The sequence below is a fragment of the Rhodovulum sp. PH10 genome (assembly GCF_000293785.1).
In the GTDB taxonomy this organism is placed as follows: domain Bacteria; phylum Pseudomonadota; class Alphaproteobacteria; order Rhizobiales; family Xanthobacteraceae; genus Rhodoplanes.
In genome coordinates this window covers 1-24,501 of record NZ_AKZI01000035.1, presented here as the reverse complement: position 1 = coordinate 24,501, position 24,501 = coordinate 1, and the positions used below count along the sequence as shown (strand labels likewise).

At 70.4% G+C, this 24,501-nt stretch carries 28 protein-coding genes; 15 read left to right on the top strand and 13 right to left on the bottom strand.

All coding sequences use genetic code 11. The features are described 5' to 3' along the window. Positions 1-568 precede the first annotated feature (568 nt). From A33M_RS06865 to A33M_RS06845, 5 genes are all read left to right on the top strand, one after another. Positions 569-1,006, top strand: a complete 438-nt coding sequence (locus A33M_RS06865) for an HPr kinase/phosphorylase (RefSeq protein ID WP_008385071.1) — start codon at positions 569-571, stop codon at positions 1,004-1,006. Between the two features lie 308 nt (positions 1,007-1,314). Further along, entirely contained in the window at positions 1,315-1,716 is a 402-nt protein-coding gene (locus A33M_RS06860) for a PTS sugar transporter subunit IIA (RefSeq protein WP_008385068.1), read from the top strand. A gap of 6 nt (positions 1,717-1,722) precedes the next feature. Beyond that, positions 1,723-2,055 (top strand): HPr family phosphocarrier protein, encoded by a 333-nt coding sequence (locus tag A33M_RS06855; protein WP_008385066.1) that lies wholly within the window; start codon positions 1,723-1,725, stop codon positions 2,053-2,055. An 82-nt stretch (positions 2,056-2,137) separates the two neighbouring features. Then, positions 2,138-2,455, top strand: coding sequence for a DUF6460 domain-containing protein (locus tag A33M_RS06850; RefSeq protein ID WP_008385064.1), 318 nt, complete (start codon positions 2,138-2,140; stop codon positions 2,453-2,455). Between the two features lie 165 nt (positions 2,456-2,620). Next, positions 2,621-4,681 (top strand): glutamate synthase, encoded by a 2,061-nt coding sequence (locus tag A33M_RS06845; protein ID WP_008385062.1) that lies wholly within the window; start codon positions 2,621-2,623, stop codon positions 4,679-4,681. 87 nt (positions 4,682-4,768) lie between these two features. Here the strand turns inward: A33M_RS06845 and A33M_RS06840 are convergent, their stop codons facing one another. Then, entirely contained in the window at positions 4,769-5,140 is a 372-nt protein-coding gene (locus tag A33M_RS06840) for a hypothetical protein (protein WP_008385060.1), read from the bottom strand. Between the two features lie 516 nt (positions 5,141-5,656). Here A33M_RS06840 and A33M_RS06835 point away from each other — a divergent pair. Both A33M_RS06835 and A33M_RS06830 read left to right on the top strand, forming a co-directional pair. Further along, positions 5,657-6,676, top strand: a complete 1,020-nt coding sequence (locus tag A33M_RS06835) for a TerC family protein (RefSeq protein ID WP_008385056.1) — start codon at positions 5,657-5,659, stop codon at positions 6,674-6,676. Between the two features lie 41 nt (positions 6,677-6,717). Beyond that, positions 6,718-7,632 carry a tellurite resistance TerB family protein gene (locus A33M_RS06830; protein ID WP_008385054.1) on the top strand — a complete coding sequence of 305 codons (915 nt, stop codon included), beginning with the start codon at positions 6,718-6,720 and terminating at the stop codon, positions 7,630-7,632. A gap of 16 nt (positions 7,633-7,648) precedes the next feature. Here A33M_RS06830 and A33M_RS06825 read toward each other — a convergent pair whose 3' ends face one another. The 4 genes from A33M_RS06825 to A33M_RS06810 all read right to left on the bottom strand — a co-directional run bounded on the left by A33M_RS06825 (position 7,649) and on the right by A33M_RS06810 (position 11,370). Beyond that, the gene (locus tag A33M_RS06825; RefSeq protein WP_040619621.1) at positions 7,649-8,485 is read right to left on the bottom strand and encodes a slipin family protein; all 837 of its coding nucleotides are present in this window, start codon (positions 8,483-8,485) and stop codon (positions 7,649-7,651) included. 19 nt (positions 8,486-8,504) lie between these two features. Continuing rightward, positions 8,505-9,917, bottom strand: coding sequence for an NfeD family protein (locus A33M_RS06820; RefSeq protein ID WP_008385050.1), 1,413 nt, complete (start codon positions 9,915-9,917; stop codon positions 8,505-8,507). Positions 9,918-10,004: 87 nt separating this feature from the next. Further along, positions 10,005-10,496 carry a YgaP family membrane protein gene (locus A33M_RS06815; protein ID WP_085977059.1) on the bottom strand — a complete coding sequence of 164 codons (492 nt, stop codon included), beginning with the start codon at positions 10,494-10,496 and terminating at the stop codon, positions 10,005-10,007. Positions 10,497-10,713: 217 nt separating this feature from the next. Continuing rightward, positions 10,714-11,370 carry a hypothetical protein gene (locus tag A33M_RS06810; RefSeq protein WP_008385045.1) on the bottom strand — a complete coding sequence of 219 codons (657 nt, stop codon included), beginning with the start codon at positions 11,368-11,370 and terminating at the stop codon, positions 10,714-10,716. 439 nt (positions 11,371-11,809) lie between these two features. Here A33M_RS06810 and A33M_RS06805 point away from each other — a divergent pair, with 439 nt between their 5' ends. Beyond that, on the top strand, positions 11,810-12,214 hold the full coding sequence (locus tag A33M_RS06805; protein ID WP_202801810.1) for a hypothetical protein: 405 nt from the start codon (positions 11,810-11,812) through the stop codon (positions 12,212-12,214). Positions 12,215-12,313: 99 nt separating this feature from the next. On the opposite strand, the gene A33M_RS06800 is transcribed toward A33M_RS06805, so the two are convergent. From A33M_RS06800 to A33M_RS06780, 5 genes are all read right to left on the bottom strand, one after another. Beyond that, positions 12,314-12,781, bottom strand: a complete 468-nt coding sequence (locus A33M_RS06800) for an acyl-CoA thioesterase (RefSeq protein WP_157223369.1) — start codon at positions 12,779-12,781, stop codon at positions 12,314-12,316. 52 nt (positions 12,782-12,833) lie between these two features. After that, positions 12,834-13,103: a hypothetical protein gene (locus A33M_RS06795; protein WP_040619629.1), complete on the bottom strand. Its 270-nt coding sequence runs from the start codon at positions 13,101-13,103 to the stop codon at positions 12,834-12,836. A 162-nt stretch (positions 13,104-13,265) separates the two neighbouring features. Beyond that, positions 13,266-13,679 carry a TIGR02301 family protein gene (locus A33M_RS06790; RefSeq protein WP_008385036.1) on the bottom strand — a complete coding sequence of 138 codons (414 nt, stop codon included), beginning with the start codon at positions 13,677-13,679 and terminating at the stop codon, positions 13,266-13,268. A gap of 82 nt (positions 13,680-13,761) precedes the next feature. Further along, positions 13,762-14,214, bottom strand: coding sequence for an NUDIX hydrolase (locus A33M_RS06785; RefSeq protein WP_052026904.1), 453 nt, complete (start codon positions 14,212-14,214; stop codon positions 13,762-13,764). Further along, entirely contained in the window at positions 14,211-14,732 is a 522-nt protein-coding gene (locus tag A33M_RS06780; protein ID WP_040619620.1) for a hypothetical protein, read from the bottom strand. Before A33M_RS06780 ends, A33M_RS06785 begins: the two co-directional genes overlap by 4 nt. A gap of 85 nt (positions 14,733-14,817) precedes the next feature. On the opposite strand from A33M_RS06780, the gene A33M_RS06775 reads away from it, so the two are divergent. From A33M_RS06775 to A33M_RS06765, 3 genes are all read left to right on the top strand, one after another. Beyond that, positions 14,818-15,597: an SOS response-associated peptidase gene (locus A33M_RS06775; protein ID WP_008385024.1), complete on the top strand. Its 780-nt coding sequence runs from the start codon at positions 14,818-14,820 to the stop codon at positions 15,595-15,597. Between the two features lie 195 nt (positions 15,598-15,792). Further along, complete coding sequence (locus tag A33M_RS06770) at positions 15,793-17,049, top strand: Hsp70 family protein (protein WP_237718308.1); 1,257 nt, start codon at positions 15,793-15,795, stop codon at positions 17,047-17,049. A gap of 97 nt (positions 17,050-17,146) precedes the next feature. After that, a complete protein-coding gene (locus A33M_RS06765) occupies positions 17,147-17,359 on the top strand; it encodes a hypothetical protein (RefSeq protein ID WP_008385021.1) in 213 nt (70 codons plus the stop codon). 30 nt (positions 17,360-17,389) lie between these two features. On the opposite strand, the gene A33M_RS06760 is transcribed toward A33M_RS06765, so the two are convergent. After that, complete coding sequence (locus A33M_RS06760) at positions 17,390-18,061, bottom strand: GntR family transcriptional regulator (RefSeq protein ID WP_008385019.1); 672 nt, start codon at positions 18,059-18,061, stop codon at positions 17,390-17,392. A 522-nt stretch (positions 18,062-18,583) separates the two neighbouring features. Between A33M_RS06760 and A33M_RS06755 the strand changes: the two genes are divergently transcribed. Together A33M_RS06755 and A33M_RS06750 are read left to right on the top strand one after the other, a co-directional pair. Next, entirely contained in the window at positions 18,584-20,362 is a 1,779-nt protein-coding gene (locus tag A33M_RS06755) for a tetratricopeptide repeat protein (RefSeq protein ID WP_202801809.1), read from the top strand. A 34-nt stretch (positions 20,363-20,396) separates the two neighbouring features. Further along, entirely contained in the window at positions 20,397-21,287 is an 891-nt protein-coding gene (locus A33M_RS06750; protein ID WP_008385014.1) for a 4-(cytidine 5'-diphospho)-2-C-methyl-D-erythritol kinase, read from the top strand. Positions 21,288-21,498: 211 nt separating this feature from the next. Here A33M_RS06750 and A33M_RS06745 read toward each other — a convergent pair whose 3' ends face one another. Further along, positions 21,499-22,071: a Uma2 family endonuclease gene (locus tag A33M_RS06745; RefSeq protein WP_008385012.1), complete on the bottom strand. Its 573-nt coding sequence runs from the start codon at positions 22,069-22,071 to the stop codon at positions 21,499-21,501. A gap of 95 nt (positions 22,072-22,166) precedes the next feature. Then, on the bottom strand, positions 22,167-23,177 hold the full coding sequence (locus A33M_RS06740; protein ID WP_008385010.1) for a polyprenyl synthetase family protein: 1,011 nt from the start codon (positions 23,175-23,177) through the stop codon (positions 22,167-22,169). A gap of 226 nt (positions 23,178-23,403) precedes the next feature. Here A33M_RS06740 and A33M_RS06735 point away from each other — a divergent pair, with 226 nt between their 5' ends. Further along, entirely contained in the window at positions 23,404-23,634 is a 231-nt protein-coding gene (locus A33M_RS06735; protein ID WP_008385005.1) for a putative signal transducing protein, read from the top strand. After that, the gene (locus A33M_RS06730; protein ID WP_008385003.1) at positions 23,624-24,439 is read left to right on the top strand and encodes a tRNA1(Val) (adenine(37)-N6)-methyltransferase; all 816 of its coding nucleotides are present in this window, start codon (positions 23,624-23,626) and stop codon (positions 24,437-24,439) included. Before A33M_RS06735 ends, A33M_RS06730 begins: the two co-directional genes overlap by 11 nt. Positions 24,440-24,501: the final 62 nt, after the last annotated feature.

Below are 24,501 nucleotides of genomic sequence, written 5' to 3'. Positions count from 1 at the left end.
CACCCCAATCTCCGCTCATTCCCGCGCAAGCGGGAATCGAGCTCTTTCGAACGCAGCCTTCCTGGAATTCCTGCTTTCAAAAACCTGGGTCCCCGCTGTCGCGGGGACGAGCGGCAAAAACAGCGCGCCCCGCCATGCTCGACGCCTCTGCTCCCTCTCCCCGCTGGCGAGGAGAGGGGCGGGCGGAGGGGCGGGCGGATGGGCGGGAACTCCGAGCAAGAAGGCGAATCCCCCTCATCCGGAGCCCGCGCTCGTGCTCGGACTCCGACCTCTTCCCGCTCGCGCCAGGAGGTGTGCACATCGCCTCGACTTCATGCGTCCGTCATGCGCGGGCTCGACCCGCGCATCCATCAAGAATCGAAAAACATTTTTTAATTCAATGCGATGGATCGCCGGGTCGAAGCCCGGCGATGACGGCGGAGTTCTCGGCGAGCGCCACCTTTCTCATCGAAATACCGCACTTTTTGCTCTTGTGTGCATCCCATGGCCCGCTCGCGGGAAGAGGTGAAGCAAAGCAGTGTGACACGCCCCCGAGCGCACCGGTCCATCTCGTTCGGTGGAGCCCGGCATGACCCCCACCATCCACGCGACCACGGTTCTGGTCGGGCGGCGGGCGGTGCTGATCCGCGGCGCCGCGGGCGCAGGAAAATCGACGCTGGCGCTGCGGCTTCTGGAGGCGACGCCGGGGCTGCCGTTCGTCCGTCTGGTGGCCGACGACCGCACCGCGATCGCCGTCGCCGGCGGGCGGCTGCTCGCCGCCCCGGCCGACCCGCTCGCCGGGCTGATCGAGGTGCGCGGCCTCGGCATCCGCACGCTGCCGTACGAGCCGGTGGCGGTGGTCGGCCTCGTCGTCGACCTCGCGACGGCCGACGCCGAACGGCTGCCGGAGCCCGCCGGGCGGGTGGCGACGATCCTGGGTATCCAACTCCGCCGGCTCGGAGTACACCCGGGGCACGACCCCCTTCCCGGCGTCCTGTCGGCGCTCGCGGAGCCTCCCATCCCCTGAGACGGCGCGTCGCATGCCCTTCACGCAACGGTCACGGCTGCATAATAACAATCAACGACTTGTTTTTGTGGCATGTTCTGAGAGGATCCGACGTCGGCGCGGGTTTCGTGGCGGCAATGGCGCAGCCTCACGGCCGGTCGGGCCCGTTCGGGCTCGCGCCTCGGAGGGCGGCGGCCGCGCGGGCCGCCGAACCGTGCCGGCATGACTCCCGCGCGGCATCGGGGCGAAGGGTCTTGCGCTCGCGTCCCGGACTGTCATGATTATTTCGTCTTTCGTGCGGCGCCGCACACGCGCCGCGAGGTGTTCCCATGATCGGCCTCGTCCTCGTCACCCACGGTCGGCTCGCCGTCGAGTTCCGTGCCGCGCTGGAGCATGTGGTGGGCCCGCAGAGCCAGATCGAAACCGTGACGATCGATCCGAGCGACAATGTCGAGCTGCGTCGCAAGGAGATCATCGACGCGGTCGGCCGGGTCGACACCGGCGACGGCGTGGCGATCCTCACCGACATGTTCGGCGGCACCCCGTCGAACCTGGCGATCTCGGTGATGAGCCTACCGAACGTCGAGGTGCTGGCCGGCATCAACCTGCCGATGCTGGTGAAGCTGGCAAAGATCCGCAGCGAGTGCCCGCTCGCCGAATCGGTCGCCGCGGCCCAAGAATCCGGCCGCAAATACATCACCATCGCCAGCCGGGTCCTGGCCGGGAAGTGAACGGCGATGAGCGACGACCTCCGCACCGACGACGACACCGGCCAGGGCCAACCCGCCCCCCGGCCGGGCGCGGTGGTGCGGCACATCCCGATCGTCAACCAAAAGGGCTTGCATGCGCGCGCCTCGGCGAAATTCGTGCAGACGGTCGAGCGGTTCCGGGCCGAGGTGTTCGTCACCCGCTGCGGCCAGACGGTCGGCGGCGACTCGATCATGGGGCTGATGATGCTGGCCGCCGCGCCCGGCACCTCGATCATGGTCGAGGCGGTGGGCGACGATGCCGACGCGGTGATCGCCGCGCTCCAGGAGCTGATCGGCAACCGCTTCGGCGAGGACGACTGACCCGGCGGCCCGCCGCCCCACCGGCACCGGCGAGCGCGACCAGGCAGACCGGCGGGCGGCGCGTCGACAGGGAAAAAATCCGATGAGCAACGAACCGGAGGCGCGACGGGTGCGGTACGAGGGCGGCACGGGGCGGTCGGGCCTGCACCGGTTTCTCGGCGGCTCGCCGGGGGCGGTGCTGCTGCGGCTGGTGCTCCTGTCGGTGCTGGTCGGCGTCGTGCTGTCGGCGCTCGGGCTCGACCCGCGCGACATCTTCCGCAGCGTCGAGCGGCTCTTTCTCCATGTCTGGAACATGGGCTTCGACGCGGTTCTGTGGCTGTGGCGCTACTTCCTGCTCGGCGCGGTGCTGGTGATCCCGATCTGGCTGGTGCTGCGCCTCGCCAAGGTCGGCAGCCGCTGAGGCGAAAGTTTCGGATTTCGGATTTTTTCGGCGCCGCTCTTCACCCCGCCCCACGAGAGGGAGAGGGAGTTCGCGTGCGTCGTGGTCGCAAAAACCTTCGTTTTCAAACTTTCTCCGTAATACGCCGAATTGCACCGGCTGCCCCCGCAGACGAGCTTGCCGGCCATGGTCGATCTGGTCCCCATTCCGCTCGGCGTGCTCGTGACACGCCTGTTCCGCGAGCTCGCGCAAAAGCACTCGGCGTTCGATCTCCCCGAAAAATTCTTCGTGCAGCCGCCACCCGGCCGCGACATCGGCACGTCCTTCCAGGGACGCCGCATCGCCACCCCGTTCGGCCCGGCCGCCGGCCCGCACACCCAGATGGCGCAGAACATCGTGTCGTCCTGGCTCGCGGGCGGCCGGGTGATCGAGCTGAAGACGGTGCAGATCAAGGACCGGCTCGCGCTGTCGCGCCCGTGCATCGACGTCGCCACCGTCGGCTTCAACGTGGAATGGTCGCAGGAGCTGACGCTCGAGCAGTCGCACGAGGAGTATGTCAAGGCGGCGATGCTGATCGAGATGCTGAAGGCGGCGGGCGTCGTCTCCGGCCTCGACGAGACCGTGTTCGACATGAGCGTCGGCTACGACCTCGAGGGCATCCGCTCGCCAAGAGTGCGCGGCTTCATGGCCGGGATGATGGACGCCTCGGCGACCATCGACCGCTTGCGCGCCGAGATCCCCGACGCGTGGGCGGCGTACCGCGACCTGCCCTACCCGAAAAAGCTCTCCGACACCCTCACGCTGTCGACCTTCCACGGCTGCCCGCCCGACGAGATCGAGGCGATCGCCGCGTTCCTGATCGAGGAGATCGGGCTCGACGTGATCGTCAAGCTCAACCCGACGCTGCTCGGGCGCGAGGCGCTGACCGAGCTGTTGCACGGCAAGCTCGGCTACACCGAGATCGAGGTGCCCGACAGCGCGTTCGACAAGGACGCGAGCTGGCACCAGGTGACCGCCTTCGTCGACCGGCTCGGCCGGCTCGCCGAGCGGCACGGCAAGAAATTCGGCGTGAAGTTCTCCAACACGCTGGTGGTGAGAAACCACAAGACCTTCTTCTCGGCCGCCGAGGAGGTGATGTACCTCTCCGGCCCGCCGCTGCACCCGATCGCCATCACGCTGGTGGACCGGTTCCGCAAGGAGTTCGGCGACCGCTTCCCGATCTCCTTCTCGGCCGGCATCGACGAGGGCAATTTCGCCGACACGGTGGCGCTCGGCGTGCAGCCGGTGACGGTGTGCACCAACTTTCTCAGGCCCGGCGGCTATCGCCGCGGCTCCCGCTACGTCGCCTCGCTCGCGACCCGGATGGCGGCGGTCGGCGCGGCCGATATCGACACGTTCGTGATCAGATCGTTCGGCAATGCCGAGACGACGCTGAAGAGCCTTGCGCTCGCACCCGACAGGGAGGCTGCCTGCCTCGCCGCGCTCGCCGGCGACGGCGATTTACGCGCGGCTGCAGCCGAGTCGTTTCCGGCCTGGCTGTCGGCGGCAAAGCTCGCCAACACCGCGGCTTACGCAGCCGTGGTCGCGACCAATCCGCGCTATCACGCCGACGAGAACGCGACGCCGCCGAAAAAGGTCGGCAGCAATCTCGTGCTGTTCGACTGCCTCGCCTGCGACAAGTGCATTCCGGTCTGCCCGAACGACGCCAACTTCTCGTTCGTGATCCCGAAGGGCGAGACGCCGATCGAGCGGCTGGTGCAGACCTGCGGCGCTTGGCTCACCGAGCCGACCGGCACGCTGGTGATCCAAAAACCGCGGCAGATCGGCACCTATGCCGACGCCTGCAACGAGTGCGGCACCTGCGACGTGCTGTGCCCTGAGGACGGCGGGCCGTATCTCGTCAAGCCGATGTTCTTCGGCAGCATCGAGGCGTTCGAGGCGGCGCCGCAGCGCGACGGCTTCGTGCTGGAGAAGACCAGCGCGGGCGTACGCATGCACGGCCGCTTCAAGGGCCGGGTGGTGCGGCTGGAGACCCGGACGCTGGCGTCGCGGGTGCGCTATGCCGGCGAGGGCTTCGACCTGGAGCTCGATCCGAGCGATCCGGCCGGCACCGTCGAGGGCACCGCGGAAGGCACCGTCGACCTCGGCTATCTGCGCATCATGGAAAAGATCCTCGCCGCCGTCACGGCGCCGCAGACGGTGAACTTCGTCAGCGCGGGGCTGGAGCAGTCGGCGCCCGGCGCGTGACGTCTGGCCGGCGCGCCGGCCGAGACCGAACGGGCGTCCGCGCCGGACGCCCGCCCTCCTGGAAAAGCAAGAACGTGCGACGCGCGGTCAGCGCGCCGTCGCGCCGCCGGGAGCGGTGCCGCTGCCCGGCATCGTGGTGTGGCCGGGGGTTGCGGCATCGCCGCGCATCCCGTCACCCCGCACCCCGTCGCCGCGCGTCCCGCCGGCCGGCATGCCGTCGTGCATCGCGCCGGAGCCGGTGGTGGCGGGGCCGACCGCCCCGCCCGGAGCCGCGGGCCGCGTCGCGTCGAGGGTTTGCTCGCGCGCCTCGCCCGGCGACTGCTCGACCGCCGCGCCGGACGACGATTGGGCGAAACGCTGGAACTTCGAGGATGCCGACGCGCTCGCGCCGCACGCCGAGGCGGTGCCGACGAGGCCGAGGGAGACGGCGGTGCAGACGACGATGCCGAGGGTCTTCATGGTCGTTCTCCTGATGGGTCTCGGGTTCGAGACGAAACCGCGGTTCGAGACGAAAGAGCAACGGCTCGGAGGTCGGCGCTGCCGCTCGTGATCGGTAACGCTTCTCGTGATCGGTCGAGCTTCCGACCGATCGGCGATCGGCGACGCCGGCAACGCAACGCGGCGGGCCCACCGAACGATCCGGCGCCGAGCCCGAAAATCGCCGCGGCGCGACGATCGCTCGCACCCACACGGCCTCCCGGTCGCTGCCGGCCGGCGATCGACACGACGCAAAAGTCTGCCCGAGCGCGGGGCGGTCGGATAGCCCGCTTCGCGAGGTCGTGATCGGCCGCCCCGTGCGGCACTTTGGCGCAAAAGCCGGCGTCGCGTGCCGTCTGGATCGTCGCGCTGCGCCGCCTATATCGGTCGAGTTCGTTCGATCCGGGCCCCTCTGGCGGCTTTTCGTGCGTTGTCCCGCACGGGCCGTGATGTCGGATCTTTCACTGCGACGCGGCCGCGCCGTCACTGGAGGATGCGATGGAGTTTTTGCCCGGCTTCCTGTTTGATTCTTGGCTCGGTCACACCGTCTGGGTGTGGCTCCTGTTCGCCGTGATCGTCGTCGCGCTGCTCGCCTTCGACCTCGGCGTCCTCCACCGCAAGCCTCACGAAATATCGGCCCGCGAAAGTCTGCTCCTGTCGGCCGGCTACATCGCGGTGGCACTCGTCTATGGCGGCTTCGTCTGGTTCCGGCTCGGCTCGGAAGCCGGCGTCACCTGGTACACCGGCTATCTGCTCGAGAAGACGCTGGCGCTCGACAACATCTTCGTCATCTCGCTGATCTTCACCACCCTGGCGATCCCGCCGAAGCTGCAGCACCGTGTGCTGTTCTACGGCATTCTCGGCGTGGTGCTGCTGCGCGGCGTCATGATCGGGCTCGGCGCGGCGCTGGTGTCGCAGTTCGAGTGGGTGCTGCTCGCGTTCGGCGCGCTCCTGATCGTCACCGGCATCCGGATGGTGACCTCGATGGACGACGGCCCCGGCATCGCCGGCGGGCGGATCCGGCAGATTCTCGGCCGCTGGCTGCCGATGACCGAGAAGACGCACGGCACCGCCTTCTTCGTGCGCGAGCCGACCGAGGAGGGCGGCAAGCCGGTGCTGCTGGCGACGCCGCTGATGGTGGCGCTGATCCTGATCGAGATCGCCGACATCGTCTTCGCGGTCGACAGCGTGCCGGCGATCTTCGGCATCACGACCGATCCCTACATCGTCTACACGTCCAACATCTTCGCGGTGCTCGGCCTGCGCGCGCTCTATTTCGCGCTCGCCGCCTCGGTTCAGCGGTTCCGCTACCTCAAATACGCGCTGGCGGCGGTGCTGATCTTCATCGGCGCAAAGATCTTCTGGGGCCACTTCGTCGGCAAGGTCGACCCGCTGGTCGCGCTCGGCACGACGGCAGCGATGCTGGCGGCGGGCATCCTGTTCTCGATGTGGAAGACACGGCGGGACGAGGCGTCGACGCCGGACGAGGCCAGGGCCGCGCCGGACCGCGCGGGCTGACCGCGCCGACCAAAGAAAAACCCGCCCACGAGGAGGCGATCATGATCGACGTGAACAAGATTCTCACTGCCGTGCTCGCCGGTGACCAGCCGGGCGCGCGGCGCGACCCGCGCGAGGCCGCCGGCGTGCCCGACCGGCTCGGGCGCGCCTTCGAGCCGGGCCGCAGCCCGCCGGGTTCCGTCACGCCGGGGCTGGAGACGCCCGGGGTCGGCGGCGCCGACCAGCCGGCGAGCTTTCTCGGCGGACGGAGTGGCGGCGCCGGCGGCGGCGGGCTCGGCGACCTGCTCGGCGGCAGCGGCGGCGGGGTGCTCGGCGGCACGCTGGCCGGCGGGCTCGCCGGTGTGCTGCTCGGCTCCAAGCACGCGCGCAAATATGCCGGCACGGCGCTGAAGATCGGCGCCGCGGCGGTGATCGGCGGCCTCGCCTACAAGGCGTATCAGAACTACCGCGCCGGCCGTCCGGTGCTGCCGCAGGGCGTCACCGACGCGATCCGCGAGATGCTGCCGCAGAGCGAGGGCGGCCCCGCCCGCGACGCACCCCGCGAGACCGCCGGCGCCGGAGGCTTCGGCGGCGCCGGGCTCACCGGCGCGGAGGTCGCCGATCCCTCGGCGCTCCTGTTGCTGCGGGCGATGATCGGCGCAGCGATGGCGGACGGGCGGATCGACGAGGTCGAGCGCGGCCGGCTGATCGACAAGGTCGAGGGAAGCGCGCTCTCGACCGAGGAGCGGACCATGCTCGAGGCGCTGATCGCGCGGCCCGACACGCCGGGCTCGCTCGCCGCCGATGCCGGCTCGCCGGAGGAGGCGGCCAAGGTTTATCTCGCCGCCTATCTCGCGATCGATGCCGACACCGCGATCGAGCGCGCGTGGCTCGACGATCTCGCCGCGCGTCTCGGGCTCGACCCGGCGCTGCGCCGAAACCTCGAGACGCTCGGCGACGGCCGGACCGATCCGTGATGCCGGCGCGCGAGCCTCACGCCGGCGGCGGCGCCTTGCTGCGTCCGCTGCGGGCCGGGCCGCCGGGCGAGGCGGACGGCGGCGCGCCGCCCGCCGTCACGCGCTCGAGCAGCGACTGGATCAGATCGACCGGCACCGGAAACACGATGGTCGAGTTCTTCTCGCCGGCGATGTCCTGCAGCGTCGAGAGATAGCGCAGCTGCATCGATTCCGGCCGGCGCGCCAGCATCTCGCCGGCCTCGACCAGTTTCTCGGCCGCTTGGTGCTCGGCCTCCGCGCCGATGATGCGGGCCCGCCGGTAGCGCTCGGCCTCCGCCTGGCGGGCGATCGCCCGCACCATGCTCTCGTCGATGTCGACGTGCTTGATCTCGACGTTCGCCACCTTGATGCCCCAGGCGTCGGTCTGGCTGTCGAGAATCTCCTGGATGTCGCGGTTGAGCTTGTCGCGCTCGGCCAACAGCTCGTCGAGCTCGTGCTTGCCGAGCACCGAGCGCAGCGTGGTCTGGGCGAGCTGGCTGGTCGCCGCCATGAAGTTCTCGACCTGGATCACCGCCTTGTCCGGATCGACCACGCGGAAATACAGCACCGCATTCACCTTCACCGAGACGTTGTCGCGGGTGATCACGTCCTGGGTCGGCACGTCGAGCACCAGCGTGCGGAGATCGACCCGCACCATCTGCTGCACGATCGGGATCAGAAAGATCAGGCCCGGCCCCTTGACGCCGGAGAAGCGGCCGAGCGTGAACACCACGCCGCGCTCGTACTCGCGCATGATGCGGATCGAGGCGAGAACGACCGCCAGCACCAGGACGAGAACGACGAGATAAGGAACGCTGCCCAGAAACCCCTGCATGGTCGTCTCCTTCACGGCGTCACGGTGGTACGGCGCGGGAGGCCGGCGGAGCGGGCTCGACCCGCAGCGTCAGCCCGGTGCGGCCGGTGATCCGGACTTTTGCGCCGGCCGCGAGCGGCGCCGGCGTCGCCGACAGCGCACGCCAAATCTCGCCGTGCACGTGGACGTCGCCGTGGTCGGTCTCCCAGCGCAAAACTTCGGCGGTCGCGCCGATCAGCTCCTGCTCGCCGGTCACCACCGCGCGGCGGTGCGCGCGCCAGGCGGCGGCGAGCGCGATCGTCAGGAAGCCGGCGGTGGCGAGCGTGGCGACGGCGACCACCGGCCACGAGAGGCCCACCTCCACGCCCGGCGCCGGATCGAACAGAAAGAGCGAGCCGGCCGCGAAGGCGACGACGCCGCCGATGCCGAGCGCGCCGAACGACGGCAAAAAAGCCTCCGCCACCATCAGCGCGACGCCGAGCAGCAGAAGGCCGGCGCCGGCATAGGAGATCGGCAAGAGGTCGAGCGCATAGAGCGCGACCAGCAGCGAGATGCCGCCGATCACGCCGGGAAACGCGGCGCCCGGCGACAGCGCCTCGAACAGCAGCCCGTACAGGCCGATCAGCAGCAGCACATAAGCGATGTTCGGGTCGGTGATCACGCCGAGCAGACGGGTGCGCCAGTCGGGCGACAGCGGCACCACCGCGAGCCCACGGGTCGCCAGCGTCACGTCGCGATCGCCGAGCCGCACGGTGCGGCCGTCGGCCTGCGCCAGCAGGTCGGGCACGTCGCGGGCGACGATCTCGATCACCTGCCGCTCCTTCGCGGCGGCGGCGGCGGTGAGCGTTTCTGCGCCCCGCACCGCGCGCTCGGCCCAGTCGGCGTTGCGGCCGCGCAGCTCGGCGAGGCCGCGGATCGCCGCCACCGCATCGTTCACCGCCTTGGCCGTGTGCGCGTCCTTCGGCGTCTCGCCGTTCTTCGCCTCGTCTTTCGTCTTCTCTTCGTCGCCGCTGCCGAGCAGGCCGCCGCCGCCGAGCGACACCGGGGTCGCCGCCCCGAGATGCGTGCTCGGCGCCATCGCCGCGAGATGCGAGGCATAGACGATATGGGTGCCGGCGCTCGCCGCCCGCACGCCGCTCGGCCCGACGAAGGCGATCACCGGCAGCGGCGCGCGCAGGATCGCCTGGACGATCTCGCGCATCGAGGAGGCGAGGCCGCCCGGCGTGTCGAGCCGCAGCACCAGCACGGCGGCGCCGCGCGCCTCGGCCTCGGCGAGACCGTGCGTAACGTGGGCGGCCGCCGCCGGACCGATCGGGCCCGCCACGTCGATCAAAAGCGCGGTGCCCTGCCCGTCCGCCGCGGCGGACGTCGCGCGCGGCTGCGCCGCCGCGGGGCCGAGCAGAGCGACGAGCGCCACGGCGAGCGCGAGAACAACGAGGACGGATCGTGCCATCGCCGTCCTTCCCGTGCGACGCGCCGTGCGGCCCGTATCGGCCGGCGCGATCACCGGCCGCTCCTTAGCGGCATCGAAGTCGTCAGTTCACACCGGGTGCGGAACGGTCGGCGGCGACACGGTGGAGCGGATCGCGCCCGGCGAATGGCCGACCGAATCCATCTGCGCCGCCTTCAGCGCCGCGCGGGCACGGGCGGACGCCTCACCGTCCTTCGGCACGTCGCCATAGTCGCCGCGCAGCGCCTTCAGCGCGTTGCGCTCCACCTCGATCTCGCGCGACGTGCGGAAGCCGAGCCGCCGCATGATCGGCAGCGGCGGGCACCAGCCCTGGGTCGCGTGCTGGAGCAGAAAGCCGCCGACCACCGCCGGCAGCAGCATGTAGCGGGCGCCGCGGGTGAGGGTGAGCAGCGAGCCGAGCACAGTGATGGTGGCGGCGTTCGCCTGCAGCGCGCGCTCGAGGTCCCATTCGGCGTCGAGCTCGCGCAGGCGCTGCGGGATCTCGTCGAGATGGTCGGCATAGAACAGAACGTTGCGCTCGATCTTGCGATCGATCGCGGCATTGATCTCGGCGTCGGTCATCCGCCGCGCACGTTGCGGGGTGCCGGGAAGCGAACGGGACGAGGAGTGCGAGGACGAGAAGCTCGAGGTCATGGTGAAATCCGGCTCCGTGCGAGGGTCGACCGTGCGACGGGATGAACGGCGACGCGACGAACCCTCGCCGCGACGCCGTCGCTCGAACCGAAAACGCGGGCGGACGCGATCTAGTTCACGCCCTTCGTTCGGATACGGCGGTCGCTCACCACCGCCGTGTCCAGTCGCCGTTCCAGTCGTAGCCCCTGGCCGGGGCGACCCGCGGCAGCAGCGCCGGGTCGTAGGTCTGCTCCTGCACGAGGGTGCGATAGACCACCTCGCGCTCGGCCGGGGCGGCGCGCGGCAGCGGCGCCGCGGCGCTCGCACGGCGCATGGCGGCGCGGCGGGTGGCGGTGCGGCTCACCCGGGTGGCGCGGGCCGGACGGGCGTCGGGATCGGGCTCGACGGCGCGCGCCATGATCGGCGGCCGGCCACCGCGCAGCGTGCGTGGCGGCGGCGCCATTTCCTCGACCGGCTCCTGCTCGACCACCGTGGTCGTCACCGTGTCGGCGGGCGCGTAGGGCTCGACCGTCACCGTGCCGGCGGGCGGCGGCGGCGCCGGCAGGGCGACCCAGCCCGAGGCGTAGTTCGGGGTGCCCCAGCCGGGCTGCCCGAAGCCCCAGGTCGGATAGACCGGGGTGGTCGAGACGATCGGCGGCGCCATGGTCTGCAGCGGCCGGCGGATCACCGTCAGGCCGTCCGGGCCGCGGGCGATGATGGTCTCGACCGGCTCGTTGGCGACCTCGCGCGAGATCACGGTCTGGGCGTTGGCGACGGCGGTCCCCGAGACGAGCGCGAGGCCGAGCGCGAGCAGGCGTGTCATGACGTCCTCCGGATCTTTCCCTCCCCGGCCGCCAACCGGCCGCTGCCGGACCGGTTCCGCCACCCGCCGACACGCTCGCGTGACGGACGCTCGCGTCACGGAGGATCGCGTCACGGAGGCTCGCGTGACGCTCGCGTCACGGAGGCTCGCGTGACGGACGGGTTCCGCAGGCGGCCGCCGCACCGAATTGCCGCTCGCGGTGCGGGAGCTTTGGCCGGGATTCCTCCCCACCCTCCCGGCGCGTCAACGAAACCTTTACGGTTCCTAGACAATTTGGACGAAAGTGCCGCAGGATCGCCGTGCCCCGGCCCCAATGTTCGGGTGTACTGCGGTCGACGCGCCAATCCGGTCCCGGCGAGCACGCCGGCCGGCCAGTGGGGAAGCAGACCATCCGCCTTCGAGGCCGGACGGTCCCGCAACGGGAAAAGGGGATTTGACCGTGACGACGAACGAGACCCACGACGAGGCTCGCCTGGAGGACCACATCGACGAGCGCCTCGACGTGGAGACGGCGGCCACCAACTTCGAAGGCGAGATCCGCGAGTTCGTCCGGCGCGATTTTGCGCCGGTGCGCCGCAACACCGATCCGAACAGCGGCGAGTTCGCCGCCAACAACATCGGCACACTGGTGCAACGGGTGGCCGGCACCTCGCTCGCCGAGATCGAGAACCTGATCGGCGAGCTGACGGCGCTGCGCGACTACATCACCAGCGAGGGCGAGCGGGTCCAGCGCGAGCTGGCCGGCTACACCCAGCTCAACCAGGCCGCCATGACCTCGACGCGGATCATCGCCGAGAGCATGTCGAAGTGGAAGACCACGGTCGACAGCGTGAAGTCGGCCTGAGCGACGCTCGCGCCCATCTTGAATTCGAAAATACCGATCCTCGCCCCCTCGGGGCGGGGATTTTTTCGTCACGCGCTTTCGTCGTCGCCGGCCCACGGCTCAGGCCGACGGAATGAAGTCCCGGATTTTTTGCGCGAGATCGTCGGGCGGCCGGTGCGGGACCATGCCGCCGGAGGCGACGAACACCGAGACCAGCTCGCCCTCGAAGCACAGCCGGCCGTCCTGCCGGCCGCGCACCCGATAGGTGATCGAATGCTCGCCGAGCCGCGTCGGCACCACCTCGCAGTCGAGCGGGAGGCGCGGCGTCACCGGTGCGCGGAAGTCGAAGGCGAGATGGGCGAACGGCGTCTGCAGCCCGCGCTCGGCGTGCAGCGCGTACCACGATACCCCGATCCGCTGCGTCCAGAACGCCTCCAGCGCCTCGAGCGCCCAGGCCGGAATGCGCGGCGTATAGGCGATCTCGGCGGGATCGCAGTCGCCCCAGCCGACGGTGACGCGGTGGACGAACGGCGCAGCCCCCGCGGGCTCGCCGGCGGCCACCGACCGCCCCTCGTCGCCCGCCCTCATGCCGCCGCCGTCCGCCCGGCCCGTGGGCCGGAGGGGAGCGCGAATCGCCGGCTCACTGGCGCGACAGAATCACGGAGAACTCGCCGGCGGCGATCCGGCGCGGCAGGCTTTCCGCGAACCGCGCGGTGGCGTCCTCGCCATAGGTCGAGACCAGCTCGGTCAACGCGACGAACAGCGACGCCTGCGCGAGGCAGTCGCCGTCGATCCCCTCGGCCCAGGCATCCGCCCACGCCTCCTTGAGATGGCCGAGCGCCGCCCGCTTCTGCTCCTGATCCGCATACACCTCGTCGTCCTCGGACGTGTCGCGTACGGCATTCTCCATCGACATTCCCAGTCCCACCACGTGTTCGCTTCGCGTGCCCCGAATCGAGCGTCCGTCGAAAGTCTTAGCATGCGAGTCGGGGGCGGCCAGCCGTTCCTTTAAGAACGGTTAACGCGACGGGTCGATTTTTCGGTGGACGAGCTTTCGGCGGCCGCCGGCCGGTCAGTTGGCGTAGCGGGCCGTCACCTCGCGGGCGATCTTGGAGCCCTCCTCGAGGTAGCGGCGGATCGCGGTGGCGGCCGACGGGGTGCAGGTCCGGTAGCTCTGGCGATAGACGCGGTAGCCGCGGTTGAAGCTCGCGATCATCTGGGCGCGGCGCAGCCCGCTCGGCGCCTCGGCGTCGACCAGATGCTGCATCTCGGTGCGCCATTTCTGGCCCTCGTCGGCGCCGCACACGTCGCGCAGGTAATGCAGCGCCCCGAGGATTTCCGACAGCCGCCGCAGGTCGTCGTCGAACGGCACGGTGTGCTCCTCCGCCCGGGCCGAAAGCGGCGCGGCGAGCACGCAGGCGACCAGAGCGAGGACGGCCAACGGGCCGGTGAAGCGGCGGGCGAGACGGCGGGCGAGACGAGGCATCGGGCGAGAACCGGTTCGAGACGCCCCTGTCTGCGACGCAATCGCGTCGACCGCAAGGCGCCCGTCGGCAGCCGGGACCGCGTCAGCCGATCATGCCCTCGGCGGCGACGACGATGGCGGCGAGGCCGTCGGTGGTCGAGAGGGCGTCGAGCGCCGCCGGGTCGTGCCAGCCGAACGCGTCGAGCTCGGCGTCGAGCACCGGCTCGCCGGAGGCCGAGCGGGCGGCGAAGGCGAGCACCACGAAATGCCGCTCCACCCGCCCCTTCCCGTCGTGGACGATTACGTCGCGATGGCCGGCGATGCCGATCGGGTCGATCGCGAGCCCGGTCTCCTCGGCCACCTCGCGCCGCACCGCCTCCAGCAGCGTCTCGCCGAGCTCGACCCCGCCGCCCGGCAGCGTCCAGGTGCCGCGCGCCGGTTCCCGTGCTCGGCGCACCAGCAACACCCGGCCATCGCGAAAAATCGCGGCGCTGACCGCGAGCCACGGCCGTGCCGGATAGCGACGGGCCTCGGAACCGGCCACGGGGGCGCTCATCCGTTGCGTCCGAACACGACGTCGACCATCGCCTGGTGCTCGTCCTCGGTGGCGCCGGCGAGGTGCTCGCCATTGATCACCGAGCCCGCCCGCGCGACGATCGGCTTGAGCCAGCCGCTCGCCTCGGTGCCGAGCCGGGCGGTCGCACGCGCCGACAGCTCGAGCTTCAGCGCATCGAGGGTGGCGTCGAGAATCGCGTTCATGTGGTCCGACAGCGCCTCGAGCTCCTGGCGGGCGCTCGGCTCGGCGATCTCCCAGGCGACCAGCGCCAGCTCGCGATCCTTGAAGCGCGACTTGACGAAGTACTCGTCGTAGCGCAGCGGCTGCCAGCCGACGATGTCCGGGACGAACTCCGGGCACGACTCCAGCATTTCGAGCAGCATGATCACCTCGTTGTAGTGGTTGAGGTAATCGGTTGCCAGCCGGGTCACGGGATTGATGTTCGCCCGCGCCAGCACGGCCGGATCGCGCGCCTGGGCGCGCAAATCGGGCGGGGCAGTGGGCGGCGATGAGGTCATCAGGATGAATGGCGTGCGACGGTTTTCGGAAACACTCGACCGGCTCGGTTAAGGCTGCATTAAAGCGTCGACAGGAGAGCGATTCATGTGTGGCCGGTTCGTCCTCGGCAGCACGCCGGAGGTTTTGCGGGCGGCATTCGGCTACCCCGAGCGGCCGAATTTCCCGCCACGATTCAACATCGCACCGACCCAGCCGATCGCGGTGGTGCGCGAGGACCGGGGCACGCGTGAATTCGTGCTGATGCGCTGGGGGCTGATCCCGTCCTGGGTGAAGGACCCGCGGACGTTCTCGCTGCTGATCAACGCCCGCGGCGAGACGCTGCTCGACAAGCCGGCCTTCCGCAATGCGATCAGGCGCCGCCGCTGCCTCGTTCCGGCGGACGGCTTCTTCGAGTGGAAGGCGGAGGGGAAGATCAAGCAGCCCTTCTTCATCCGCCGCCGCGACCGCGCGCCGTTCGCCTTCGCCGGGATTTGGGAGGCGTGGACAGGGCCGAACGGCGAGGAGCTGGAGACCGCCTGCATCGTCACCACACGGGCGAACGCGACGCTCGCCGCGCTGCACGACAGGATGCCGGTGATCGTGCCGGAGGCGGCGTTTCCGCGCTGGCTGGACTGCGCCGGTGAGGATCCGCGCGACGCGCTGGAGCTGGTCGTCCCCGCCTCCGACGATCTCCTGGAAGCCTACGAGGTGTCGGCCGCCGTCAACCGCACGGCGAACGATTCGCCCGACCTCTTGGCCCCGCTCGGGCCGATGCCGGCCACTGAAAGGCCCGCAGCGAAGGCGGCGACCGCACGGCGCCCAGCGCAAAAGCGCGAATCGAAGCGAGAGGAGCCGTCGAGCTCCGGACAGGGCTCGCTGTTCTGAGCCGACGCGCCGGCCGGCACCGCCGACGCTCTCGGCCGCCGCGACGTACCTTTGCGTGCACACCGATGCGTGAAAACACCGGAAGCGGCAGAATGCGGCATTGAAACCGCCGGCCGCCCGGCCTATTGAACCGGCCCCCGCTTTCCCCACAGCAGAGCCCGCCGCCGCGTCATGCCGCACGCCGTTCCTCGCCGATTGCCCCACGCCTGCGGGCTCGACTTCGGCACCTCCAACTCGACCCTCGGCGTGTTTCGCGCGAACGGGCCGGAGCTTCTCTTTCTCGAGGGCGCCAACACGACGGTGCCGAGCGCGGTCTTTTTCGGGCTCGACAAGCACGACGCCCTGTTGATCGGCCGCGCCGCGATCGGCGCCTATGTCGACGGCGTCGGCGGGCGCTTCATGCGGGCGCTGAAATCGATCCTCGGCACCGCCCTGGTCGACGAGACGACCCGCATCGCGCGGCGAAGAATCTCGTTCCAGGAGATCGTCGGCACCTATGTCCGGACGCTGAAGGCGCGCGCCGAGATGCAGCTCGGCGAGCCGCTCGACCACGTGGTGCTCGGCCGGCCGGTGCATTTCGTCGACGACGATCAGGCCGCCGACGCGGCGGCCGAGACGACGCTCGCCGCGATCGCCAAGGCGGTCGGCTTCGCGGAGGTGTCGTTCCAGTTCGAGCCGGTGGCGGCGGCGTTCGCCTTCGAGCGCGAGATCGCCGGCGAGACGCTGGCGCTGATCGCCGACATCGGCGGCGGCACCTCCGACTTCACGGTGGTGCGGCTCGACCCGGCCCGGCGTACCTGCCCCGACCGCCGCAACGACATCCTGGCGAACGACGGCGCGCGGATCGGCGGCACCGACTACGATCGGGCGCTCAGCATGGCGAGCGTGATGCCGGCGCTCGGCTACGGCACGCCGATGAGCCGTGGCGACGTCGACGTGCCGTCCGGCCCCTATTTCGACCTGTCCACCTGGTCGAGCGTCAACCGGCTGTACGACCCGAAGATCCTCTCCGAGCTGCGGCACGTGCGCCGCGCCGCCCGCCGGCCGGAGCTGGTGGAGCGGCTGATCCGGGTGATCGACCACCGTCGCGGCCACAGCATCCTGATCGACGTCGAGACCGCCAAGATCGACCTCACCGAGCAGGCGACGACCCGGCTCGCGCTCGACTGGATCGAGCCCGGCCTGTCCGTCACCGCCTCGCGCGAAACGTTCGAGGAGAGCACCGGCCGGCAGAACGAGCGGCTGCGCGCCGCCGCGCTCGCCTGCGTCGCCCGCGCCGGGCTGACGCCGGAGGCGATCGACGTGGTGTTCTTCACCGGCGGCACCAGCCTGGTTCCCGCGGTGCGGCGGGCGGTGCTCGCGGCGGTGCCACAGGCCCGCCCGGTCGACGGCGACCGGTTCGGCGCGGTCGGGCTCGGCCTGGCGCTCGAGGCGCAGCGCCGCTACGGCTGACCGGGCCACCGCCGACGCCCCGCACGGCCGCAAAAACCGAAAGCGACTCCTTTTCGAGTCTTTTCCGTGCCTCTCCGGGTGCGTTAACGTTCCCGGCATGGCCACCGAGAAAGCCGAGACCGACAGAATCCCGATCACGCTCTCGCTGGCGACGATCGGCTATCTGGAGCGTTTGGTGCGGCAGGGCACGCACGGCACCAGCGTGCCCGGCGTCGCCCGCACGCTGATCGAGGAAGGCATCCGCAACGCCATCAAGGACGGGCTGTTGGCGATCCGCGACAATTCTCGCACCAACAACCACCACGACTGATTTTTTTCCGGCCGCGCCTTCCGCCGGGCCTCACGGAAAATCGCGAAAGATCGACTGGCACGACAGCGCATCGAGAATGCGGCTGCGGGCGCTGTCGATATGGGCGGCGAGGACCTCGCGGGCGCGCGCCGCGTCGCGCGCCAGAAGTGCGGCCAGCACCTGCTCGTGCTCGTCGACCAGAGGCTCGAGCGGCAGCGTGCGGCGCAGCCGGGTCGCGCTCACCCGGGTGAAGCGGGTGAACTGGTCGATGAACTCGGCCGCCGTCCTGCCGAGCCGGCCATTGCCGCAGAGCGAGGCGAGCGCCATGTGGAAGCGCCGGTTGGCGACGATCCAGGCATCGATGTCGGCGTCCACCGCCGGCACCCGGCAGGCCTCGAGCCGGCGCAGGTCGTCGTCGGAGGCGTGCGCCACCGCGAGCGACGCGCAGGTCGTCTCGTACATGATGCGCATCTCGTACATCTCGTTGACCTGGCTCGCCGAGATCGGCGCCACCCGGTAGCCGCTGCGCGCCTTGACCTCGACGAGATCCTCCTGGCACAGCCGCAGCAGCGCCTCGCGCACCGGCGACTTCGACACGCCGAATCGCTCGGCGAGGTCCTGCTCGAAAATCTGCACGCCGGGCGCCAGCCGGCAGTCGAGTATCTCCACCCGCAGCGCCTGATAGACGGTCGCGGTCTTGCCGGTGACGGGCGTCGGATTCACGGTGCTCTCCCGGTGTCGCCCGGCACCGCCCCCCGCCGTTCGTCCGGCGAAGGCGCGGCCCGCGCGACGACCGTTCCAAAGCACGTTCTGCCGCCTGCGGGTACCGGGGTGGGAGCCGGTCTCGCACCGGGCGCGTGCATGGGTGCGCGCATGGGTGCGCGCGGCAATTCCCTCCGTGCGCTTCCGGACAGTTGCGGGACCCGGCCGGAGGCCGCGTGGCACCACCCTCGCGTGCATGTGACGGGTGCCGCACGAAAGGAAAAAGCGGCCTGCGACGCTTTTTCGCGAGGACATCGCGGCGCCATCGGCGCGCCGCCAAACCGCCGCCTTCGCGCGCTCATTCGAGCGGCCGGTTCCCTCGCTTGCAGCCGTCGGGCAAACCGGTCATTGTCGATGTTCGCCGACCGTTCTAGAACCCATCCGCCGGCAGCCCGCTCGTCGGGGGCATACGCCGCTGCACGGCGACCCGTTCGTCCACAGGGAGAAGAGTCACTCGTGAGACGCTTGCCGCCGTTCCGAGCCGTGGCTCTCGCCGCCGCCGCCGTCATCGTCACGAGCCTGCCGAGCGCGATCGCCGCCCAGTCCCCGGCGCCGCCCGCCTCCCAGAAGGAGTCGGTGCGCGAGCTGCCCGCATCGAGCTTCGCCGGCGACTATCTCGCGGCGCGCCACGCCAATGCCGGCCGCGACTCGGCCTCCGCCTCCGCCTATTACAAGGCCGCGCTCGAGTCCGACCCGAACGATCCTGATCTGCTCGAGCTCGCCTTCTACGCGGTGCTCGCCGACGGCGAGATCGAGGAGGCGGTGAAGCTCGGCGAGCGCCTCCTGAAGGCCGACCGCAACGCCCACAATCCGAACGTCCGCCTGGTGCTCGGCGTGCGCGCGCTGGAGCGCAAGCAGTACGGCCAGGCCCGCACCCAGCTCGCCCGCGCGACCCGCGGCCCGGTGAGCGACCTGATCGCCACGCTGCTCGCCGGCTGGGCCTACGAGGGCTCGCGCAACTGGCGCGGCGCGATCGAGGCGCTCGATCGCCTCAACGGGCCGGACTGGTACCAGATCTTCAAGGACCTCCATGCCGGCCTGATCCTCGATGTCGCCGGCCGCAGCCGCGACGCCGGCAAGCGCTTCGAGCGCGCCTACAATCTCGACTCCTCCGCGCTGCGGGTGGTCGAGGCCTATGCGAGCTGGCTGTCGCGCAACGGCCGCTCCGACGAGGCGATGAAGGTCTTGGAGACCTTCGATTCGTCGCTGCCGCGCCACCCGCTGGTGCGCGACGCGATGGACAAGCTGCGCAAGGGCGAGACGCTGCCGCGGCTGGTCGACACGCCGAGCGCCGGCGCCGCCGAGGCGCTGTACGGGCTCGGCGCGGCGCTCGCCCGTCGCGAGGAGGAGCTGAGCCTCGCCAACCGCGGCCTCGCCTATCTGCAGCTCGCGCTGTGGCTCGAACCGCACCATCCGCTCGCGCTGCTCTCGCTCGCCGATCTCTACGAGGCGATGAAGAAGCCCGAGCAGGCGATCGCCGTCTACGCGAAGGTGCCGACCGACTCCGTCCTGCACCGGAACGCCGAGGTGCAGATGGCGCTCGACCTCGACCAGCTCGACCGCACCGACGAGGCGCGCGAAACCCTCTCCAAGCTGATCGAGGCGCATCCGGACGACGTGGAAGCCATCCTCGCGCTCGGCAACATTCTCCGCGACCGCAAGAAGTACGCCGAGTGCGCCGACACCTACTCGAAGGCGATCGAGCGGATCGACGAGCCGACCCGCGCCAACTGGACGGTCTTTTATTTCCGCGGCATCTGCTACGAGCGCTCGAAGCAGTGGAAGAAGGCGGAAGCCGACCTGAAGAAGGCGCTCGAGCTGTCGCCCGACCAGCCGCACGTGCTGAACTATCTCGGCTATTCGTGGATCGACCAGGGCGTCAATCTCGACGAGGCGATGGATCTGATCCGCCGCGCGGTCGAGCAGCGTCCGGACGACGGCTACATCGTCGACTCGCTCGGCTGGGCCTATTACCGCATCGGCAATGTCGACGAGGCGATCAAGAATCTCGAGCGGGCGGTCGAGCTGAAGCCGATGGACCCGACCATCAACGACCATCTCGGCGACGCCTACTGGAAGGCCGGGCGGCAGCTCGAGGCAAAGTTCCAGTGGACCCACGCCCGCGACCTCAAGCCCGAGCCGGACGATCTCGCCAAGATCGAGCAGAAGCTGAAGAACGGGCTCGCCGGCGAGCCTTCGACCGCGGCCGACGCCGACAAGCCGAAGCCGGCCGACGCGGCCGCGACCAACAGCGGCGGCTGAGGCCGCCCCGATCTCCGTCACGGAGCCGGCTTCGATGAGCGTGTCCGAGATTACGCCCCGTCTCCTGGAAGACGCTGCGCCTGCAAAAGTGAACCTCACCTTGCGGGTGCTCGGCAAGCGTGCCGACGGCTATCACGAGCTGGAAAGCCTGGTCACCTTCACCACCGCCGGCGACCGGCTGACGCTGTCGCCCGACGCGCCCAACGGGCTCGCGGTGTCCGGCCCGACCGCGCCACAGGCAGGCCCGACCGCCGACAATCTGGTGCTGAAGGCCGCCCGCGCCCTCGCCGCGCGGGTGCCGGGACTGAAGGCCGGCGCCTTCGATCTCGTCAAGCGTTTGCCGGCCGGCGGCGGGCTCGGCGGCGGCTCGTCGGACGCGGCGGCCGCGCTCCGCCTGCTCGCCCGCGAGAACGGGCTCTCGCTCGACGACCCGCGGCTTGCGGCGGCGGCGCTCGCCACCGGCGCCGACGTGCCGGTGTGCCTCGACGGAAAACCGCGGGTGATGCGGGGCGTCGGCGAGAAGCTGTCGGCGCCGCTCTCGCTGCCGCCGCTCTACGCGGTGCTGGTCAATCCCGGCTTTCCGCTCGCCACCAAGGACGTGTTTCGCGCGCTCGGCCTGACGCCCGGCGAGCGCTGCGGCCGGCCCGGCGACGACGCGGTGCCGGCCGACCCGGACGGCTTCTCCGAATACCTCGCCGACAACGGCAACGATCTCGAGGCGCCGGCGATCTCGCTCGCGCCTGCGGTCGGCGATCTCCTCGACACGCTGCGCCGGCTGTCCGGCTGCCGGCTCGCCAGGATGTCGGGGTCGGGCTCGACCTGCTTCGCGCTGTTCGACGACCCGCACGAGGCGGCCGACGCCGCGCTGGCGCTCGGGCCGAAGCATCCGGACTGGTGGGTGCAGGCCTCGGCGCTCGCCTGCTGATTCTTTTCGCGGCTGGTCACCGGGCGTTCCCGGCTGGCTCATGCCAATGACGACGAGCTATGACCTCATCCCGAGGGTCGCCGAAGGCGACGTCTCGAAGGATGAGGCCCGGGTCCGACTCACGTCCTTGGCCTCGTCCTTCGAGACGCACTCCTGCGGAGTGCTCCTCTGGACGAGGTCGGTCTCTGTCGATGCCCGACTCACACGCACTTCAGTGCAGCTCCAGCTCCGACAGCGCGAACGCGATCTCCGGGATTTTCTCCGGCACCAGCCGGTCGCCGGCCGCGTGGTCGGAGGTTTTGCGATAGCCCTCCGGCGTCGGGTCGCGGTGAATGCGGGTGGTCATCCGCACCGCGTCGATCACCCACAGCTCGCCGATCCCGAAGCCGGCATAGAGCACCGACTTGCGGCCGAGATCGTAGCCGAGGCTCGAGTCCGACACCTCGACCACCAGCCGCGCGGTGTCGGCGGAAAGCCCCGCCCAGCCGCCCGCCTTCGGATAGAAGACGAAATCAGGCTCGAGGAACGTGTCGACCGACAGACGGAAGGTGGTTTCAGTCGAGAACACCAGATCACCGGGTGTTCGTGGCACCCAGAAAAACGTCAGAGCGGTCTTGAGAATCTCGTGGTGCCGGCCCTTCGACGCCATCGGAACGATCTCCCCCCCGATCAGCTCGATCCGATCGTCCTCGAGAAAGATGCCGAGCTCGGTCATCCGGTCGATCTCGGCGACCGTGAATCGCCAGCGCGGCAAGCCTTCGGCGGCCGTCGTGGTGCGGGGCACGGGGGGGTGAACCGACATCCTGGCAGGATAACAGAAAAAGCCGCGACCGTCGCTCGACGGCCGCGGCTCCTGCAATCGCGGATCCCGACGCTCTGTCAGTGCGTCCGGCTGACGGAAAACTCCACCGCCTCCTCGAGCGCCTGCTTGATCGGCGCATCGGGAAACAGCGCCAGCGCGTCGCGGGCGATCGAGCCGTAATGGCGGGCGCGGGTCACGGTGTCCTCGAGGGCGCGGTGCTTGACCATCAGCGAGACCGCGTGCTCGAGGTCGGAGTCGGTCACCTCGCCGGTCTCCTGGGTGCGACGCCAGAACTCGCGCTCGGAATCGGAGCCGCGCCGGAACGCCAGCACCACCGGCAGCGTGATCTTTCCCTCGCGGAAATCGTCGCCGACGTTCTTGCCGAGCTTGGCGACCTTGCCGCCGTAGTCGAGCACGTCGTCGACCAGCTGGAAGGCGATGCCGAGATTCATGCCGAACGAGCGGCACGCGGCCTGCTCGGCCTTGGGCAACCCGGCGATCACCGGCCCGACCTCGCAGGCGGCGGCGAACAGCTCGGCGGTCTTGGCCCGCACCACGGCGAGATACTCGTCCTCGGTGGTGGCGGTGTTCTTGGCGGTGCCGAGCTGGCGCACCTCGCCCTCGGCGATCACCGCCGCGGCATTGGAGAGGATTTCCAAAGCCCGCAGATTGCCGACCTCGACCATCAGCTTGAACGCCTGGCCGAGCAGGAAGTCGCCCACCAGCACGCTCGCCTCGTTGCCCCACAGCATGCGGGCGGCGAGCTTGCCGCGGCGCATGTCGCTCTCGTCCACGACGTCGTCGTGCAGGAGCGTCGCCGTGTGCATGAACTCGACCGAGGCGGCGAGCTTGACGTGCCCGTCCCCCGCGTAGCGCGAGAGCTGCGCCATCGCGAGGGTGAGCATCGGCCGCAGCCGCTTGCCCCCCGAGGTGATGAGATGATTGGCGACCTCCGGGATCATGGTGACCTCGGACCCGGTGCACGACAGGATCGCGGCGTTGACCCGCTCCATGTCGGCGGACACGTGGTTCACCAGGGTGTCGACGGTTGCGCCGGAATGAGATTCGAAAGGAATAACGACGGCCAAAGCCGATTCTCCGAAATCAAGGACCCGCGACAATAGAAATGCTACGCTGCTCGGGCAAGTGGGCTGTTTGCCGCTGGTCCGCGAGCCGCTCGCGGACGACCGGCCGGAGGTGGTGGAAACCCGTGGCGAGCGGATCGCATGGTCCACGAAAACCGCCGGAAAACAAGCGTCGCGGCGCACGGGCGATCGGCCGGAGCCGATGGACACGCGGGGTGAGGGAGCGCCTGTGAAGGAGATCGTGCGGACCAACGACCCGGTGCTGGTCTCGGCCGTCGTCGCGCTGCTCGACGGGGCCGGCATCACCCACTGGGTGCTCGACCAGAACATGAGCGTGCTCGAAGGCTCCCTCGGCATCCTGCCGCGCCGGGTGCTGGTGCCGGAAGAGCGCATCCCGGCGGCGCAGCAACTCTTGCGCGACGCCGGCCTCGGCCACGAGCTGCGGCCGCATGCCCGCTGAACGCTCGGCCACGGACGCCGGGACCGGCGCGATCGACGCCCGGACCGGCGAGTGGACCGAGGACGCGGTGCTGAACGGCCGCTTGCGGCTGCTCCAGCCGCGCCGCGGCCACCGCTTCGGCCACGACGCGATCTTGCTCGCAGCCTCCACACCGGGCAGTGACGGCGAGCGGGCGGTGGAGCTCGGCGCCGGCGTCGGCGCGGCCGGGCTGGCGCTCGCCCGGCGGGTGCCCGGCCTTCTCGTGATACTGGTCGAGATCGACCCGGCGCTCGCCGAGGCGGCCGGACGGAACGCCACCCAGAACGGCCTGTCCGACCGGGTCCGGGCGGTCGCGGCCGATGTCGGCGATTCCCGAACGCTCGCCGCCGCCGGCCTCCTGCCGGGCACGATCGACCGGGTGCTTGCCAATCCGCCGTTCCATGCGCCGGGCCGCCACTCGCACTCGCCCGATCCCGGACGCCGCTCCGCCCATCTCGGCGACGACGATCTGCTCGCCGTCTGGTGCGCCACCGCCGCCCGCCTGCTGCGACCGGGCGGAACATTTTCGCTGATCTACCCGGCCGACCGGCTCGGCGCGGTGCTCGCGGTGCTGTCGGAGAAAAGATTCGGGTCGGTCGCGATCTTGCCGGTGCACGGCAAGCCGGACGCGCCGGCGGTGCGGGTGCTCGTGCGGGCGACCAGGAGTGCGCGCGGACCGCTCGCCCTCCTGCCCGCCCTGCAGCTGGCCGACGCCGACGGGCGCCCGACCGCCGAGACCGACGCGGTCTTGCGCGAGGGTTCGGCGCTGCCGCTCGCCGGGCTTTGACGGAGGTCGAACCCGCTCAGAGCCCGTTTGGGAACTCCGACGGGGCTGCGCCGGAGCCGCTT